Consider the following 16241-nt stretch of genomic DNA (forward strand, 5'->3'; position numbering starts at 1 on the left):
ATGCCTGGTGAGCTCTAACGCTTCGCCTTCCACTCGTCTTCGAGCATCGCGAAGACGAGTTCGTCGGTCCATTCGCCCTTGACGACCTCGTTCTCGCGCAGATGCGCCTCCTTGCGCATGCCGAGGCGCTCCATCAGCGCGGCCGACGCGGTGTTGCGTCCGTCACAGCGGCCGATGATCCGGTGCAGGCCCAGCTCTTCGAAGCCGAGGCGCAGCAGTTCGGTGGCGGCTTCCGCGGCGAACCCCTTGCCGTGGTGATCGGGATGGAAGACGAACCCGATCTCGCCCTGACGGTGCTCGCTGCTGAGGTATTCGAGGTTCAAGTCGCCGATCAGCTGCCCGGTCTCGGTCAGCTCCACGGCCACCGCGAGGAGCTGGCCTTCCTTCGACAGGCTGCTGCTGTGCACCCGTTTGGCGAGCGCGGCGGCGGATTCGGCCCGGCTGCGCGGACCCCAATAGAGGTAGCGGGCGACGTCGGCGCGGGACTGGAAGGAGTTGAGTTCGTCGAGATCCGCCGAGGTGAAGGCGCGGAGGGTCAGTCGCTGGGTGATGATCGGGAAATCGGGCCTCAGCATGGCGTCAGGCTATCCAGTCGACGGGGTTCCCGGTGCGGAACTGCGGCGGACGGTCCTTCGGGGCGGCGGGTGGTCCTCCGGCCCCGGAAATAGGGGTACCCCCGAGGCGGCTCCCGGACGCCGGGAATCGGCGTCCGGGCCCGAGCCGGACCGGTGCTCGGGAACCTCGGGGGCCCGGTGACTGCCTGGTATTCGCTATCAGGCATCACGCGAAGCAGAGACGACGAGCCGAAGGTGGCTCCAACTTGCGTTGTATCGCTGCTCTGAAGTCCTACGCGTGGGGTCCGCTAGCGGACAGCCACCTCACGAGTCCTGTTGGAATACAACTTTGGACCACCTCCTCTCTCGTGTACCGCCACGCTATGCGAGGAGTTCGGGGTCCTGCAACAAGATTTCGTCGATCTCCAGCAGCAGGACGGCCTTGTCCGCCGAGGGCAGAAAAGAGGCTTCCACGGCGTTCTTCGCGAACAGGGCGATTTCGGCCGCCGTCAGCCCGAGGGTTTCGGCCACCGCCACGTACTCGCCGTCGAGGGTGGCGCCGAACATCGGCGGGTCGTCGGTGTTGAGCGTGACCGTCACGCCGTGGTCGAGCAGCCGCCGCACGGGATGCGCCGCGATCGACGCGAACTGCCCGGTCCGCAGGTTCGACGTGGGGCAGACCTCCAACGGGATCCGTTGCACGGCAAGGTATTCCAGTAGCGCCGGATCGGTGTGCGCGCCGACGCCGTGCCCGATCCGCTCGGCGCCGAGATCGTGCACCGCCGACCAGACCGTGGCGGGCCCGGTGGTCTCGCCTGCGTGCGGGACGCTGTGCAGCCCCGCCTCCCTCGCCGTGGTGAAGAACGGGGCGAACTGCGCGCGGCCGACGCCGACCTCGGGGCCGCCGAGCCCGAAGGACACCAGACCTTCGGGGCGTTCGCGGAGCGCGAACACGACCGTCTCGCGACCGGCGACGATCCCTTTCTCGCCGGGAATGTCGAAGCACCAGGCCAGTTCCACGCCGTGGTCGGCCCGTGCCGCGGCCCGTCCGGTGGCGAGCCCGGTGAGGAGCTCGTCCGGCGGCATACCGTCGAGGACGTGGTTGTACGGAGTCACGGTGACCTCGGCGTAGCGGGCGTTCTGCGCGGCCAGATCGGCCGCCAGCCCGGTGACGAGGGTGTGGATGTCGCGGGCGTCGCGTACGAGCGACGTCACCGCCAGGTAGTTGCGGAGGAAATGCGGGAAATCGCGGAAGGTGAAGAACTCGGCGAGCGCCGCGGGCTCGGTCGGCACCCCCGCGGACGGGCGGCGGCGGGCCAGTTCCAGCACCGTGGGCAGGCTCGCCGAGCCGACGAGATGGACGTGCAGTTCGACCTTGGGCAGGGCGTGCACGAACGCGCGCAGCGCCCCGCCCGTGAGGATTCCGGGCATGACAAAGCTCCCTGGGAGAAGTGAAAGGTGACGTGCGGAGCGAGCGGGCGACTCAGGGAGCGAGGTCGCCGCGTTCGGTGTCGGCCCCGTAGAGCGGGAGCTTGAACAGCGTCACGGGGCCAGCTTACCGGTCCGGGCGGGGTCCGGGCTGGCAATTCGGGCAGAACCAGGTCGGCCGCTGCTGGTATCCGGTGCCCTGCTGGAGTACCTCCACCTTGCCGCCGCAGCGGAAGCAGCCCTGTCTGGTGCGTTCGTAGACCCACTGCCGCCTGCCGCGGCGCGGGTCGCCGGTGGTGATCTGCTCATGCCGCCAGGCATTGGCCACCAGCAGCTTCCGGCCGAGCGCCACGGCCTTCGCGGTGTCCACTTCGGACACCGGCGTCCACGGGGAGACCTTGAGCAGGAAGCAGATCTCGACCTTGTACAGGTTCCCGATCCCGGCCATGATCCGCTGATCCAGCAGGGCGTCGCCCAGTTCGCGATCCGGGTCCGCGGCCAGCGCGGCCGCCGCCCGCGCCGCGAGCTCGTCCGTCCATTGTGGATCGAGCAGATCCGGGCCGAGGTGGCCGACCAGGCGGTCTTCCTCGTCCGTGGGCACGAGTTCGAGGTCGTGCACGCGGAAGCCGATCGCCTGCAGTTCCTCGGTGGCCAGGATGACCCGCGCCTGATGCGCCGGATGCCGCCAGCGCGCACCCGCCCGGTAGACGTCCCAGGTGCCGTCCATCCGCAGATGACTGTGCAGGGTGAGATCGCCGGAGAGGCGGGTCAGCAGATGCTTGCCGACCGTGCCGACGCCGAGCACGTCACGTCCGGCGAGATCCGTCGTGGCCAGCCGCGGGACCCTGAACTCGCCGCGCAGCAGGGTCTTGCCCGCCAACGCCTTGTCGAGGACCTTGCCGGCGAGGAAGACGGTGTCGCCTTCGGGCATCGGCGCCTATCCCGTGCCGGTGTCGCTCAGCTTGGCGGGCGCCTCGGTGGTCTCGGGCTCTTCCTCGCCGCGGACGCGATGCCGCCCGGCCCGGCTCGAACGCAGGACCTTCGCCAGCACCATGTTGAAGGTGAGCGCGATCTCCTGCGCGCCGGGGGAGTGCCACTCGTGGATCGGGCTGCACGCGCCCTGCGCCTGCTGCACCGCGAGCCGGTCCGGGATGGCCGTCGGCATCACCAGCGGGCCGAAGTTCTCCCGCAGTTCGGCCACGCGGAACTGGTGCTCGTAGGAGCGCACGCGGAGCTTGTTGACCACGACGCCGATCGGCCGCAGCCCCGGGTTCTGCTCTTCGCGGATCTTCTCGATCGCGTCGAGGGCGCGGCGGGCGCCGGAGACGGCGTACATCGTCGGCTCGGTGACGATCAGGGCGCTGTCCGCGGCCACCAGCGCGGAGCGGGTCAGCCTGCCCAGCGACGGCGGGCAGTCGAGGATCACCAGTTCGTAGGGTTCCTCGCGCAGCGGGTTCGTGTGCAGTTCGTCGAGCGCGCGGGAGAGGTTCTCCAATCGGCGGCTGTCGGCGTCGGGCTCGTTCAGCATCTCGAGTTCTTCGGCGCCGACGAGGACGTCGATCTGGTCGCTCCACACGCTGGGCGCGATCGCCCGTTCGAGCACCGAACGCACCGGCGTCTCGAGGACGTCGGCCAGCGTCCGATCGGTGAAGGGCGGGTCCAGCGAGGTGGTGGCGTTGCCTTGCGGGTCGAGGTCGGCCACGAGAGTCCGGGCGCCCCTACGCAGCGCGGCGGACGCGACACCGAGGGCGACCGTCGTTTTACCGACGCCACCCTTCAGGCTGAGAACAGCGACCGTGTGCACTCGATACAGCCTACGGGCAGTCGGCGGGGTGGCCCCTTGGCAAGGTGTCGAACACCGCATCGGACTACACCCGGCGGGCCGGCGAAGGCGGGCATTACCCTGTGCGTTTATGAAGACGGACACCGTGGCCACGCGGGGATCGGGGGCGGTTCGCCGGGTTCTCGAAGCAGAACTCCGGGCCGCACGGGCGCGAGGCGCACAACAGCCGCACGTCGTCGACGTCGGCGGCGGCAGCGGCGGCTGGGCGGTACCGCTGGCCTCGGCCGGCTGCCTGGTGACCGTGGTCGAACCGAACCCCAACGCGCTGGCGACCCTGCGCCGCCGCGCCGAAGAAGAGGGCGTCTCCGGAAGCATCACGGTGATCGCCGACGACTCCGACGCGCTCGGAGCCCACGTCGCCGCCGGATCGGCCGACCTCGTCCTCGCGCACGGCCTGCTCGAAGTCGTCGACGACCCGGCGCTCGTGCTCGCCGCGCTGGCCGCCGCGGTCAAACCCGGCGGCGCGGTCTCGGTGCTGGTGGCGAACCGGCACGCCGCGATCCTGCAGCGCGCGCTGGCCGGACGTCTCGGGGAGGCGAGGGAGCTGCTCGCGGCCGAAAGCGGTGTGCTCGGCGGCGGCCGGGAGACCGTGCTGCGGCGGTTCGACGCCGAGGCCCTGCGCGCCCAGCTGATCGCGGTGGGGCTCGAAGTGACCTCGCTGCAGGGCGACGGCGTCGTGGCGGACTTCGTGCCCGGCGGGGTGCGGGAAGAGGATCTGGCCGAGTTCGAGCTGGCGGCGGCGTCGGTCCCGCCGTTGCGGGACATCGCCAGCCGGCTGCACCTGCTGGCCCGCCGTCCCTGAGATTGTCGGTGGTCCGGGCTAGCGTCTGCCCGTGGGACGAAACGCTGAACTGCCAGGAGGGATGGCCCGCTACCGCGTGACGACCGGGGCCACCACCTGGCCCGACGACACCGGCTGCGGCCTGCTGCACGTCGACATGGACGCCTTCTTCGTGTCGTGCGAGCTGCGCACCCGCCCGGAGCTGGCGGGCAAGCCGGTGGTCGTCTCCGGTGGCGGTCCGAGGTCGGTCGTCGCGGCCGCGAGCTACGCGGCGCGCGAGTTCGGCGTCCGGTCGGCCATGCCGTTCTCGACGGCCAAGCGGCTCTGCCCGCAGCTGATCTGCATCACCCCGACGCCCGGGCTCTACGGCGAGGTGTCCCAGGGCGTCATGGGGATCTTCCGCGAGCTGACGCCACTGGTGGAGCCGCTGAGCCTGGACGAGGCCTTCCTGGACGTCAGCGGGGCGCTCAAACGGCTGGACTCCTCGCCCGCGCGGCTCGGGGCCTGGATCCGGGAGCGGGTGGCCGCCGACTTCGGGATCAGCTGCTCGGTCGGCGTCGCCAAGGTCAAGTTCGTCGCGAAGCTGGCGTCGGGGATGGCGAAACCGGACGGCATGGTCGTCGTCCCGGCGGCCGAGACGCTCGCGTTCCTGCACCCGCTGCCCGTGTCGGCGCTGTGGGGCGTGGGCAAGCGCACCGAGGAGCACCTGCGGCAGCAGGGGCTCGACACCATCGCCGACGTCGCCGCCGCTCCGCTGTCCAGGCTGAGGCGGTCGCTCGGGCGGGCGCTGGGGGAGCATCTGTACGCGCTCGCGAACGGGCACGACGACCGCAAGGTCGTCCCGGAGTCGCCGGACAAGTCGATCGGCGCCGAAGTGACCTTCGACGTCGACCTCCACGACCGCTCGGCGCTCGGGCTGGAACTGCTCCGGCTGTCGGAACGCGTCGCCGCCACCCTGCGCCGCCGGGGGCTTCGCGGGCGGACGGTGTCGATCAAGGTCCGGTTCGCGGACTTCAAGACCATCACCCGCGCCAGGACAACCGCCGTAGGAGTGGATGTGGCCCGCGACATCCACCGCACTGCCGTCGAGCTCCTCGCCGAGCACGCGCCGACGGGCGCAGTCCGCCTGATCGGCGTAAGAGTCGAGGGATTGGACACGGAGAGTAGCGGAGAGCAGCTGCTTTTCGAATCCGCTGAACCCCGTTGGCGGGATGCGGAAGTCGCCGCCGACGTCGCGAGGTCGAAGTTCGGCGCCGCCGCGGTGCGGCCCGCGTCACTGCTGACCCCCCGTGACCAGTGACATCGCCTGCTCGGTCGTCTTCGAGAGAGCCGAGTCGGGTGGTTTCGGCCAATTCGATCCCTTCTGGATACGGGATCGGGTAGTCGGACGAGCGCGGGGCTCGTATCCTGGACAGAGACACCCCGCCTGGGGTTGTCTGTTGGGTCCATGACGTTGCGCGGCCCGGCGCCCGCGACAGCTGTGCCGGAGGAGGAAAGATGCCACTCTCCGAGCATGAGCAGCGGCTGCTCGATCAGATCGAGCGCGAGCTCTATGCCGAGGACCCCAAGTTCGCATCCACGGTGCGAGGCACCCGGTTGCGCCGCCCCGCCCGCCGACGGCGTTTGCAGGGCATCGCCCTGTTCGTAGTGGGCGTCGCACTGTTGGTGCTCGGCGTGGTGGTCAACATCCGGGTGGCCGAGATCCCAGTGATCAGCGTGCTCGGGTTCCTCGTGATGTTCTTCGGAGTCATGATGGCCGTCACATCGATTCGGCAAGGAGCCGAAGCGGAAGGCGGCAAGGACAGCGGTGGCCCGGGGGCCGGTGGAGGTGGCGGCGGCAAGTCGTCCACGCGCCGGAGCTCGTTCACCCAGCGCATGGAAGAGCGCTTCCGCCAGCGCTTCGAGGAGCAATAGCTCCCACACACGCGAACATGCCGGCAGGGCGATGCCTTGCTGGCATGTTCGCGTTGTCATGTTCCCGGCGGGCGGATGTGGTGCCTGATGGCGTGGCCTTCACGTGCCTGACAGGACGGCACGCGTGATCCGACGGACGACACGCGTGACTGGACGGACGACACGCGTGTCGTCCGTCCAGTCACGCGAAACCGCCATCCGCGCACGGCGAGGACGCACCTAGGACACAGGGCTACTTGCCTCGCCGCAGCGACCGCGGGAACAGACGGCCCTTCCAGGACATGGGCGCGTTCCGCTTCAGGCTCTTGCGAACCTCGTCGAAGGCCGGGCCCAGCGTCTGGTCGTCGGCCGGCTTGTCCGAGTACCAGGATCGCTCCACGACACCGATGACCGTCCGCAGACCGGAGCGGCCCTCCTCGTCCAGCCGGTGCTTCTCGACGACCTTCCGGCCCGCCACGCGCACCGTGTCGCCGCCGGACAGCGGCAGGCCGCGGTCCGCGCACTCGTCCATCAGTTCCCGCCACGCCGCGTCGGCCGCGGCGGGGGAGTGGGACGCGATCTTCTGCAGCCGCAGCCGTCGCTTGATCTCCCGGATCGCCGTCGGCGTGCCGAGCCCGCCGAGGACGAGCACCAGCGCCAGCGCGAACCACCACGACACCCACGCCGCCAGGAACGCGAACGCCGCCACCCACAGCCCGATCGCGATCAGCGGGAGCCAGTTCGTCACGTTCTGGTTGTCCATGAATCCGTGTTCCGGTGCGGGCGAGTCCGGTGAGGACGACGGCCGCATCAGCGCCCGGTATCTCAACCGCGTCCGCACGATCGCGACCACGGTCAGCGCGGCCGCCAGCCCGCCGAGGATCCCGGCGAGGATGGCGGGCCACAGCGGCTCTTCCTCCTGCTGGCCCGTGCCGCCGTCGGCACCGGGGTCCTCGCCCTGGTCGCGGGGGGTACCGGTGGCGGGGGCGCTCGACGCGGGCGCGCTCGGCACTTCCTGGGTGTCGTTGGTCGTGGAGCTGCCGGCGTCGTTCTGCAGGTACGGCGGGACGACCGCGCGGCCGTCGACCAGCGGGGTCGGGTCGAAGCTGACCCAGCCCTTCGTCTGGAAGTAGACCTCGACCCACGCGTGGGCGTCTTCGGAGCTGATCGAGACGTGATCGCCCTTCGGCGTCCCGGAGGTGAAGCCGATGGCGACCCGCGACGGGATGCCGACCGACCGCAGCATCACGGCCATCGCGGACGCGAACTGCTCGCAGAACCCTCGTTTGCCGTTGAGGATGAAGTCGGCGAGCGCGTCGGAGTCGGTGGCGTCGGCGGTTTTGGTGTCGTACACGAAGCCGTTCTGCGCGGTGAAGAACGACCAGAGCGCCTGCGCCTTGTCGAAGTTGTTGGACTCGTTTTCCGTCAGCTGCTTGGCCTTCGCGACCACGCGGGGGTCGATGCGGTCGACCTGGGTGAACTGCGGCGGCACCTCGGCCAGGCGGGCGTCGTCGAGCCGGAGTTCGTCCTTCGACGGTTCCTTGATGGACGCGGTCTCGGTGTAGGCGGGCGCGTTCTGCTTGGTCGTGGTGAACACGGCACCGCCGACCGGGTCGTACAGCCAGTTGTCGGCCAGCCCGTTGAGCGCCCTCGGCGCGCCGTAGATCGGCAGCCAGTTGTCGACCCAGTTCGTCGGCTCGATCCGGATCTCACGCCCGGGCCCGGCGCCGTCGTCACCCGGAGCGGGCGGAAGCCCCTTGTTGGCCTGCACGCCCTGCTGGGCGCGGCCGTTCTGCGCCAGCCCCCAGCCCTTGTTCGGCGTGTACGTGTCGAGCGTGAACGCGCGCAGCAGGCGTTTGTCCGCGCCCATCCCGTAGACCTTGAACAGCTCCACGTTCTCGCCCTGATCGAGCAGGCCACGCAGCTGGGTGAACGGTTCGACGCCGAAGCCGCCCGCGCCACCGCGGCCCGAGCCCTGGCCGCCGGGAAGGCTGCCCACGGTGCCGACACCGGTGACGGCGGTGCCGATCACCAGGCCCATCGCGATCGCGGCGGCCACCACGCCGACGGGGGCCGACAGCGTGCTCGCCGAGTTGCCCAGTCCGGGCGCGTCCCGGTTGCGCCAGCGGCGATGCCGGTGGTTGCCGTCGACGGCGAGCAGGCCGGCGAACGCGGCCGCGCCGAGCAGGAACGTCCACCACGGCAGCATGTCCTCGGCCAGCGCGGCCGGGACGGCGTACACGCACAGCAGGACCAGGCCGGTCGCGGCGGGCGCGGCGGCGGCCACGGCCAGCGTGTCGACCAGGACCGCGACCAGGCCGATCGCGATGGTGATCAGGCAGAGGATCGGCGGGGTTCCCTCGACCGGGGGCAGGCCGACGCGGATCTGCTCGGCCGCGGCGCCGAGGACACCGCGCAGTTCGTCGAGCGCGTCCGGGCCGGGGAAGATCTTCAGGATCCCGCTGGTGGTGAACGCCCCGGTGATCAGGAACAGCAGCACCAGCAGCTGCGCCAGGCCGACGACGATGGTCGGCGCGCGCAGCGAGCGCAGGGCGAGGCCGGTCGAGGCGATCAGCACGACGGCGACCAGCAGGTAGCCGAACCACGCCCAGCCGGCGACCACGCCGGTGAGCGAGGTCGAGGCGAACAGCGTGGCGAGCCCGGCGGCGACCGGCGCGAGAACACTGCTCGTCCAGACCGGCGGCGGGGCGGCGGGACGGGGTTTGGGGGTGTGCGGCAGGGGTGGCGCGGTCGCGGTCACAGGCCGCCTCCGATCAGCGTGCCCCGGCGGGTGGCCGTCTGGCAGAGCTCGGCCCATACCTGCGGCATGGGCGATCCCGGACCGGCGACGACGACGCCCCAGCCCGCGGCTCGCAGCAGCGCCACCGATTCCTCGGTGGCGGCGGCCCGGTTTTCGGGCCGGTTGACGCCGGACGACCAGCCGGGGGTGTCGAGCAGCACGGCGAGGCTCCGGATCCCGCGCGGGCGGTACCGGGACAGCTCGTGCACGGATTCGTTGCTGACGGTGCCGAGCACCGCGATGAGTTCCTGTCCCTCGGCCGGGTCGTGGCCGAGGGTGATGTCGCGCTGGTGCGCGGGCTGGAGCGCGGCGAGGACGTCGAGTACGACGTTGTCGTAGTGCTCGCCACCCTCGCCGGGGGTGTCGGCCAGGGTCTGGCCGTGTTCGGTGATCAGCCGGACCCGGTGACCGGAACGGCGCAGGTGCAGCGACACGGAAGCGGCGAACGAGACGGCCCATTCCAGGCTCGCCGCGGGACCGGTGCCGTGGTGCGCCGCCGCGCGGTGGTCCAGCAGCACCGTGGTGCCGCCGCGCCACGGCCGTTCCTCGACGCGGACCATGATCTCGTCGCGGCGGGCGGTCGAGCGCCAGTGGACCTTCCGCAGGTCGTCGCCCTGGCGGTACTGCCGGACGATGACGTCCGACTCGCCCTGTCCGGCGTGCAGGCGGATGCTGCCGTCGTCACCGGCGCCGATCCCGGCGCCACTGGGCAGCCCCCACAGGCCGACCACCTTCGGCACGACGACCAGCCGGGAATGCCCGATCAGCTCACGTTCGAACTCGCACAGCCCGAACGGGTCGGTGATCGTCGCCCGCAGCGGGCCGACCTGCTGGATCCCGCGCAGCACCGGCTGCAGCGGATACCGCAGCGCGACCCGGCGGTCGTGGGGGAGGCGTTCGACGACGAAGCGCGGCCGCGAACCCAGCGCGTAGGGCACGCCGTCTTCGAGCAGTACCTCGCCGGCCGGGAGCCTGCCGTCACGCCAGAGTTCGAGCTGGACCTCGCCCGGCGAGCCGACCGAGACCCGCTCCGGGCGCAGCGAGCGGGCCGCGCCCAGCCGTAGCCGGGTTGCCGAGATGAAGAAGGCGACCAGCAGCGGCAGGGCGATCACGAACACCGCGACCCGCAGCAGATCCCGTTCGTTGAGCACGAACGAGCACGCCGCCGCGGCGACGCCGGCGGCGAGGAGGCAGCGGCCGCGTGTGGTCAGGCCGGACAGCGCACGCAGCATGGCTGTTCCCTATTTCCTTTGTCAGCGGTGGTTCGAGCCCTGCGGAACGGGAACGCGGTGCAGGATCGCGCGGACCACGTCGGTGGCCGACCGGCGGGCGGCGTGCGCCTCAGTGGTGAGCACCATGCGGTGGGCCAGCACCGGGACCGCGACCGTGTGCAGGTCGTCCGGGACGACGAACTCGCGGCCGGAGAGCGCGGCCTGCGCGCGGGCCGCTCGGACCAGCTGCAGGGTCGCCCGCGGCGAGGCGCCGAGGCGGATCTCCGGCACCTGGCGGGTCGCGGCCACCAGCTCGACGGCGTACCGGCGGATCTCCGGTGACATGTGCACCGAGCGCACCGTCTCGATCAGCCGCTGCACCGACTCGCGGTCGGACACGGGCTCGAGATCGGCCAGCGGGTTGTGCCCGGCGTGCTCGTCGACCATGGCCAGCTCGGCCTGCTGGTCGGGATAGCCGATGGACACCCGCGCGGTGAACCGGTCCCGCTGGGCCTCGGGCAGCGCGTAGGTGCCCTCCATCTCGATGGGGTTCTGGGTGGCGATCACCATGAACGGCTCTTCGAGATGGTAGGTCGAGGTGTCGACGGTGACCTGGTGCTCTTCCATGCATTCGAGCAGGGCCGACTGCGTCTTCGGCGAGGCACGGTTGATCTCGTCGCCGACCACGATGTTCGCGAACACCGGACCGGGACGGAACTCGAACCCGCCACTCTGCCGGTTGTAGATCGACACCCCGGTGACGTCGCTGGGCAACAGGTCGGGGGTGAACTGGATCCGGCTGACGGTGCAGTCGATCGAGCGGGCCAGCGCTTTCGCCAGCGAGGTCTTGCCGACCCCGGGCACGTCTTCGACGAGGAGGTGGCCTTCGGCGAGCAGGGTCACGAGCGCGATGCGGATGACGTCGGGTTTGCCGACCAGTACCCGCTCCACGTTGGCGGCGATCCGCCGCGCGGTCTCGTGCAGTTCGTCCAGCGACGCTCTGGCCTCCCGGCCGTTCTGCCGTCCGCTGACCGAGCCGGCGTCCGTGGGGTACGGCGCTTGCCCGGTTGCCTGCTCGCCCTGGTGTTCGCCAGGCGTCGCAGACTGGATTCTCGACGTCACTCGACCTCCTGATGCCGCGTGGCTGGATGTCCGCTGGATCCTGCTGAAGGTCAGCTCTCAAGGCCCGGGCAGTCCCCCGGGCAGCGGTCAGCCTCCCACGAAGTGTGTCAAACTCGGGCGAACTCGTGGGGGGAACCCCGCCAACCCCAGTCGATGACTCTGTGCAACCAGAGACCTTACCTCGATCGGGTGAGCTGAGCGCGTTTTCGGGTGCTCCCGCTGACCCCTTGTTTTGTCGTATGCTCCGGTGCGAGGTCGCTCGACTACGGAGAGGCGTAATCGCTTATGAGCGAGGTGAGTACCGCCAAGCCACGGTTCGATCTGAGCGGGTTCGCGGTCGCGCCGGAGCTGGCCGCCGACGCCCACGCGAAGATCTCCGCCCTGCAAGACGTGGTCGGCCAGATGGTCCGCGAGGCCAAGGTGCTCGGCCGCACGGTTCCCCTCGGCGGGGGATACGCGGACGAGGTCGGCAAGTTCATGGCGCAGTACGGAATCGGCACCGAAGGCTCCGCGGTCGAGGCGCTCACCGCGTTCGGCAAGGAACTCGAGGCGCTCAAGAACCGGATCGAGAAGGCTCTTGCCAAGTACACCCGACAGGATGAACAGGCGGCGGCGGACGTGGATTGTGTCGGCGGCTGACCCCATGAAGTCCGGTCTTTCCGCGCTCGGCGTCCTGATCGTTCTCACGGTGTCCGCCTGCGGGCAAGGGGCCGCGGGTCAGGCGCCGGCTCCGAGCATGGAGACGGTCAGCACCGGTGGTTCCGCCGCCGTCACGGTCCCGCCCGCGGTCCTGGATCCGTGCGCGCTGCTCGATCCGAAGGACAGGTCCACCGCCGGGATCAACGTGCTCGGCGTCGCGAAGGAGATCAACGGAGCCCGCGCCTGCGACTGGACGGTGCCCGCGACCTTCGGCGTCACCATCACCGTGGACGAGAAGAACGGCCTGACGGATCTGGAGGTCGCGCGCAAGACCGCCACCAAGACCAAGGTCGGCGGCCGGGACGCGCTCAAGGTCGCCGACAAGAAGGCCGCCGACGGGACCTGCGCGGTCCTGCTCGGCATGGGGGAGAAGGCGAGCGTCCAGATCGACGTGAGCAACACGAACTTCACCGACACCCCGCTCGCCTGCGAGCGCGCGGTGACGGTGGCGGGATTGGCCGAACCCAAACTGCCTTAGGAGAACCTGCCGTGCCTGAAGGAGAGACGCCCGGCCGCGAGGTGCCGGTCGCGGCCACGCGATACGAGGCGTACAGCCATGAAGCGCTGGCCGCCGAAGTCGAAGCGGGCAACGACCCCGAGGCCGCGGGCGGTATCGGCGCCGGCTGGGACGCGCTCGCGCGGCGTATGCAGGACGCGACGTCCGAACTGGCCGGGCTGGTCGGCAGCAGCGAAGAGAACTGGCGCGGGGAAGCGGGCGACGCGCTCCGCGGGGTGCTGGCCACCGCGTCCGGCTGGCTGGCCTGGTCCGCGGACCTCTCGTCCTCGCTCGGGAAGGCCGTGTCCGGACAGGCCGAAGCGGCGGCGCGGGCCCGCGCCGACATGCCGCCGCCGGTGGACTACGACCCCGGCGCGATGATCCGCGGCGCCGCGGCAGGCGGGAATCTCGCGCTCCTGGCCGCGCTCGCCGACGAGATGGAGGCCAAGCACGCGGAAGCCGAAGAGGCCCGCCGCAAGGCCGTCGACGTCATGAACACCCGCGATGCCTCACTGCGCTCGCTGACCCCACAGGTCTCCTTCGGGAAGCCGCCCGAGCTGGGGCGGTCTTGATCCGCGTTTCCGCGTCGGCGTTCGACGTCCTCTGGTCCGATCTGGGGCACGCGGCCCCGCCGTGGCCGCTGTCCGTGCGCAGTGTCGGCGTCACGGAAGCGGAACGCGCCGAGATCCGCGGCGCGGTCTACGAAAACCTCGCCGAGCGAGGCCTTTATGACGGGGACCGGCTCGACGCCGCCCTGGAAGCGCGGCTGGACCTGCTCGCGCGCGCCGAGGTCTACGTCGAATGCGAGGCGCTGGCCGACATGACGGCTCAGGCGCCGTTCCGCGCGGTCGCGGCCGCGCGGGGGCGGCACGGCGTGCTGGCCACGCAGCCCGAGCAGACCATCGCGCTTTCCGGGATCGGCGACGGCGAGGTGTTCGCCGCGATCGTCGACGTCCTGCCCGAACTGCGGCCCGGCCCCGGTTACGGCATCAGCCTGCCCGCGGCGCGCTTCGGCGGCGATCTGGAGGATCCGGTGTTCGGCGACGGCGGGCGATCGTCGGCTTCGGACAGTCAGCTGCGCGAGGTGCTCGCGATCCAGGCGCGGCCCGTCTACAGCGCGGGCCAGTTCACCGTGCGGACCCGCGACCGCGACGGCCGGGCGCACCGGGCCGGCGGGCTGACCTGGTTCGACACCGACGTCGGCGCCTACTGCGCGGCACGGACCGAGGGCCGCGGCGGGCAGGCGTGGGTGAACGTGTCCCCTGTGGACGGTCCCCGGCTGGCCGCGCGGCTGGCCTCGTTGCTGGACCCGGACCGCTAGGTTGTGACTAGTCGAAGCCTGAGGGGGCCTTCGGGAAGTGGGGGTTTCGGAATGAGCGTGCCATTCGGTGGCGAAGTGCGGGATCCGCAGGAGTGGATGCGGGAACAGGAGCGGCGCAGCGCCGCCCTGCTCGCCAAGGCGGAACAGGCGAAGGCCGATCTGGAGAACAACGTCGTCACGCTGAGCAGCCCGGATCGGCTGGTCACGGTGACGGTCAACCCCGGTGGGGGACTGACGTCGCTCTCGTTGTCCCCGCAGGCGCAGGAACGGCCGCCCGCTCAGCTCGCGTCGCTGATCATGAGCACCTATCGCAAGGCGACGACGCGCGCGGCGGACCGGACGCTGGAGATCATGGCCGGGCTGACCGGCGAAGACTCCGACGCGGTGGACTTCATCAAGAGCACGCTGCCGCCGCGGGAAGAAGCGCAGCCCGCTCCTGAACCGGACGACTCCGCCCGCTTCGGTGTTCCGGTGGCCGAGCCACCGCCCGCGAAACCCCGGCCGCCTCGTCCCGTGTCCGATGAGGACGACGGTGAGGACTTCCAGCACGTCGACTGGACCGGCCGCTCGTGAGCGGGCCGGGATACGGCGTCTCGCCGGAACGCCTCAAGGCACACGCGGACCAGGTCGCCGACCTCGCCGACCGCATCCGCGGCGCGGCCTCGGCGGCGAACCAGGTCGGGATGGGCGGCTTCCAGGGCTATGGCCTGCTGTGCGCGGTGCCCGTCGGCGGAGTCCTGCAGCTGGCGCAGGGTGACGCGGACGAGCTGATGACCAGCGCGGCGAATCTCGGCGACGCGTTGTCCGATGCGCTGCGGAAGGCGGCCACGGACTACACGAAGATCGACGACGACGCGGCGCAGCTCGGCCGGGACCTGGGGAAGAAGCTGTGAGCGAAGGACCGGTCGCGGGGCCGAGGGAACAGAACCTGGTCGCGCAGAAAGAGGAAGAGAAGAAGAACTTCAAGGGTGGCGGCCTGGCAGACAGCCTCGAAGGACTAGCCGGCACCTTGAATCCCGAGCAAGGCCAAGACATCGACGCTTTCGCGCTCGCCATGGACGGGGTCTCGGTCGGGCTCGACCTGCTGTCGATGGGCTTGAACCCGCTCGGTGAGCTGGTGAAGGCCGGAGTCGGCTGGCTGATGGAGAACCTGGATTTCATCCGTGAACCGCTGGAGATCCTCACCGGTGATCCCGATCTGGTCCAGCAGGCGGCGCAGACGTGGAACAACATCGCCATCGAGCTCGAAGCCGTCGCGGGTGACTACGAAGGTTCACTGAGCACGACATCCGGGTGGGACGGCGACGCGGCGATCGCGTACCGGCGGGTCGCGTTGCAGTACACGCGGTCCTTGCGCGACGTCGCCGCCGAGGCGAAGGATTCGGCCCACTGGATCACCACGGGCGGGATGGTGGTGGCCACCGCTCGGGCGCTCATCTTCGACATCATCGCCGGCTTCATCAGCGACGTGATCACCCGTGCGCTCCTGGCGCTCGCTTCGTCGTGGTTCACCCTCGGCGGTTCCGTCGCCGCGTTCACCGCGAGCATCTTCGCCGACGCGGTGAAGGTCATGGCGAAGATCCAGAAGAAGCTCGGCAAGCTGCTCAGCGCCATCCAGAAGTTCGTGAAGAGGTTCGAAGGATCGAGCGACCGGGCCCGGGAGGCGGCACGGGTTCTGGGGCGCAAGGCTTCGGACCTGGGCCACGAGGCCAATCAGGCGATCAAGGCCAGCGACAAGACGCTGGCCGCTTTCAAAGCCGACAACCTCAAGCTCGCGAAGAAGGCCCTGGACTCCGACGCGACCGGCGCCGAGCGTCTGCTCAAACACGCGCGGGGCGGGACGGACCGGATGGAGAACACCGTCGCGGGCAAGATCGCGGACAACACCTACCTGAAGGCCGGGAAGGAAGCAGGCAAGGCCGCCGCGGAAAACCGCGTCCAATACGACGGCGGATCGCCCGAGCGCGGCAGGGTCACACCGCCCGCCAGCGGCCGGATCAGCGGAACGCTCGACGACGACGATGACTGAACCGACCGGACAAGACGAGCGGCCGGTTCGGAAACGGCGAGGCCGGGTCAGTCTGAGGGTGCTC

The 16241-nt window shown here is 70.4% G+C and carries 17 protein-coding genes; 10 read left to right on the forward strand and 7 right to left on the reverse strand.

The window, feature by feature from the left end; genetic code table 11:
- Positions 1-14 precede the first annotated feature (14 nt).
- The 4 genes from ACIBTM_RS32700 to ACIBTM_RS32715 all read right to left on the reverse strand — a co-directional run bounded on the left by ACIBTM_RS32700 (position 15) and on the right by ACIBTM_RS32715 (position 3786).
- Entirely contained in the window at positions 15-575 is a 561-nt protein-coding gene (locus ACIBTM_RS32700) for a GNAT family N-acetyltransferase (RefSeq protein ID WP_037343152.1), read from the reverse strand.
- Between the two features lie 360 nt (positions 576-935).
- Positions 936-1985, reverse strand: a complete 1050-nt coding sequence (gene add / locus ACIBTM_RS32705) for an adenosine deaminase (RefSeq protein ID WP_395881019.1) — start codon at positions 1983-1985, stop codon at positions 936-938.
- A gap of 124 nt (positions 1986-2109) precedes the next feature.
- The gene (locus tag ACIBTM_RS32710) at positions 2110-2913 is read right to left on the reverse strand and encodes a DNA-formamidopyrimidine glycosylase family protein (RefSeq protein ID WP_395881020.1); all 804 of its coding nucleotides are present in this window, start codon (positions 2911-2913) and stop codon (positions 2110-2112) included.
- 6 nt (positions 2914-2919) lie between these two features.
- On the reverse strand, positions 2920-3786 hold the full coding sequence (locus ACIBTM_RS32715) for a ParA family protein (protein WP_007029346.1): 867 nt from the start codon (positions 3784-3786) through the stop codon (positions 2920-2922).
- A gap of 109 nt (positions 3787-3895) precedes the next feature.
- Here ACIBTM_RS32715 and ACIBTM_RS32720 point away from each other — a divergent pair, with 109 nt between their 5' ends.
- The 3 genes from ACIBTM_RS32720 to ACIBTM_RS32730 all read left to right on the forward strand — a co-directional run bounded on the left by ACIBTM_RS32720 (position 3896) and on the right by ACIBTM_RS32730 (position 6520).
- Positions 3896-4627 carry a methyltransferase domain-containing protein gene (locus tag ACIBTM_RS32720; protein ID WP_395881021.1) on the forward strand — a complete coding sequence of 244 codons (732 nt, stop codon included), beginning with the start codon at positions 3896-3898 and terminating at the stop codon, positions 4625-4627.
- A gap of 61 nt (positions 4628-4688) precedes the next feature.
- The gene (gene dinB / locus ACIBTM_RS32725) at positions 4689-5906 is read left to right on the forward strand and encodes a DNA polymerase IV (protein ID WP_395881296.1); all 1218 of its coding nucleotides are present in this window, start codon (positions 4689-4691) and stop codon (positions 5904-5906) included.
- A gap of 197 nt (positions 5907-6103) precedes the next feature.
- Positions 6104-6520, forward strand: coding sequence for a DUF3040 domain-containing protein (locus ACIBTM_RS32730; RefSeq protein ID WP_016332659.1), 417 nt, complete (start codon positions 6104-6106; stop codon positions 6518-6520).
- A gap of 232 nt (positions 6521-6752) precedes the next feature.
- Here ACIBTM_RS32730 and ACIBTM_RS32735 read toward each other — a convergent pair whose 3' ends face one another.
- The 3 genes from ACIBTM_RS32735 to ACIBTM_RS32745 are packed head-to-tail and all read right to left on the reverse strand — an operon-like array spanning position 6753 to position 11632.
- Positions 6753-9260, reverse strand: a complete 2508-nt coding sequence (locus ACIBTM_RS32735) for a transglutaminaseTgpA domain-containing protein (protein WP_395881022.1) — start codon at positions 9258-9260, stop codon at positions 6753-6755.
- Entirely contained in the window at positions 9257-10531 is a 1275-nt protein-coding gene (locus ACIBTM_RS32740) for a DUF58 domain-containing protein (RefSeq protein ID WP_395881023.1), read from the reverse strand. Before ACIBTM_RS32740 ends, ACIBTM_RS32735 begins: the two co-directional genes overlap by 4 nt.
- A gap of 21 nt (positions 10532-10552) precedes the next feature.
- The gene (locus tag ACIBTM_RS32745; protein WP_395881024.1) at positions 10553-11632 is read right to left on the reverse strand and encodes an AAA family ATPase; all 1080 of its coding nucleotides are present in this window, start codon (positions 11630-11632) and stop codon (positions 10553-10555) included.
- A gap of 285 nt (positions 11633-11917) precedes the next feature.
- Here ACIBTM_RS32745 and ACIBTM_RS32750 point away from each other — a divergent pair, with 285 nt between their 5' ends.
- From ACIBTM_RS32750 to ACIBTM_RS32780, 7 genes are read left to right on the forward strand one after another with little or no spacing between them, the layout of a single operon-like run.
- Positions 11918-12271 carry a hypothetical protein gene (locus ACIBTM_RS32750; RefSeq protein ID WP_395881025.1) on the forward strand — a complete coding sequence of 118 codons (354 nt, stop codon included), beginning with the start codon at positions 11918-11920 and terminating at the stop codon, positions 12269-12271.
- Positions 12272-12275: 4 nt separating this feature from the next.
- Entirely contained in the window at positions 12276-12809 is a 534-nt protein-coding gene (locus tag ACIBTM_RS32755) for a DUF3558 domain-containing protein (protein ID WP_395881026.1), read from the forward strand.
- An 11-nt stretch (positions 12810-12820) separates the two neighbouring features.
- Positions 12821-13399 (forward strand): PE-PGRS family protein, encoded by a 579-nt coding sequence (locus ACIBTM_RS32760; protein ID WP_395862730.1) that lies wholly within the window; start codon positions 12821-12823, stop codon positions 13397-13399.
- Positions 13396-14148, forward strand: a complete 753-nt coding sequence (locus ACIBTM_RS32765; RefSeq protein WP_395881027.1) for an ESX secretion-associated protein EspG — start codon at positions 13396-13398, stop codon at positions 14146-14148. Before ACIBTM_RS32760 ends, ACIBTM_RS32765 begins: the two co-directional genes overlap by 4 nt.
- A gap of 51 nt (positions 14149-14199) precedes the next feature.
- On the forward strand, positions 14200-14721 hold the full coding sequence (locus ACIBTM_RS32770; RefSeq protein WP_395881028.1) for a YbaB/EbfC family nucleoid-associated protein: 522 nt from the start codon (positions 14200-14202) through the stop codon (positions 14719-14721).
- Positions 14718-15041: a type VII secretion target gene (locus ACIBTM_RS32775; RefSeq protein ID WP_037343180.1), complete on the forward strand. Its 324-nt coding sequence runs from the start codon at positions 14718-14720 to the stop codon at positions 15039-15041. The genes ACIBTM_RS32770 and ACIBTM_RS32775 overlap by 4 nt, the downstream gene beginning before the upstream one ends.
- Positions 15038-16177: a WXG100 family type VII secretion target gene (locus ACIBTM_RS32780; protein WP_395881029.1), complete on the forward strand. Its 1140-nt coding sequence runs from the start codon at positions 15038-15040 to the stop codon at positions 16175-16177. The genes ACIBTM_RS32775 and ACIBTM_RS32780 overlap by 4 nt, the downstream gene beginning before the upstream one ends.
- Positions 16178-16241 lie beyond the last annotated feature (64 nt).

The sequence above is a fragment of the Amycolatopsis sp. NPDC049868 genome (assembly GCF_044461365.1).
Taxonomy (GTDB): Bacteria; Actinomycetota; Actinomycetes; order Mycobacteriales; family Pseudonocardiaceae; genus Amycolatopsis.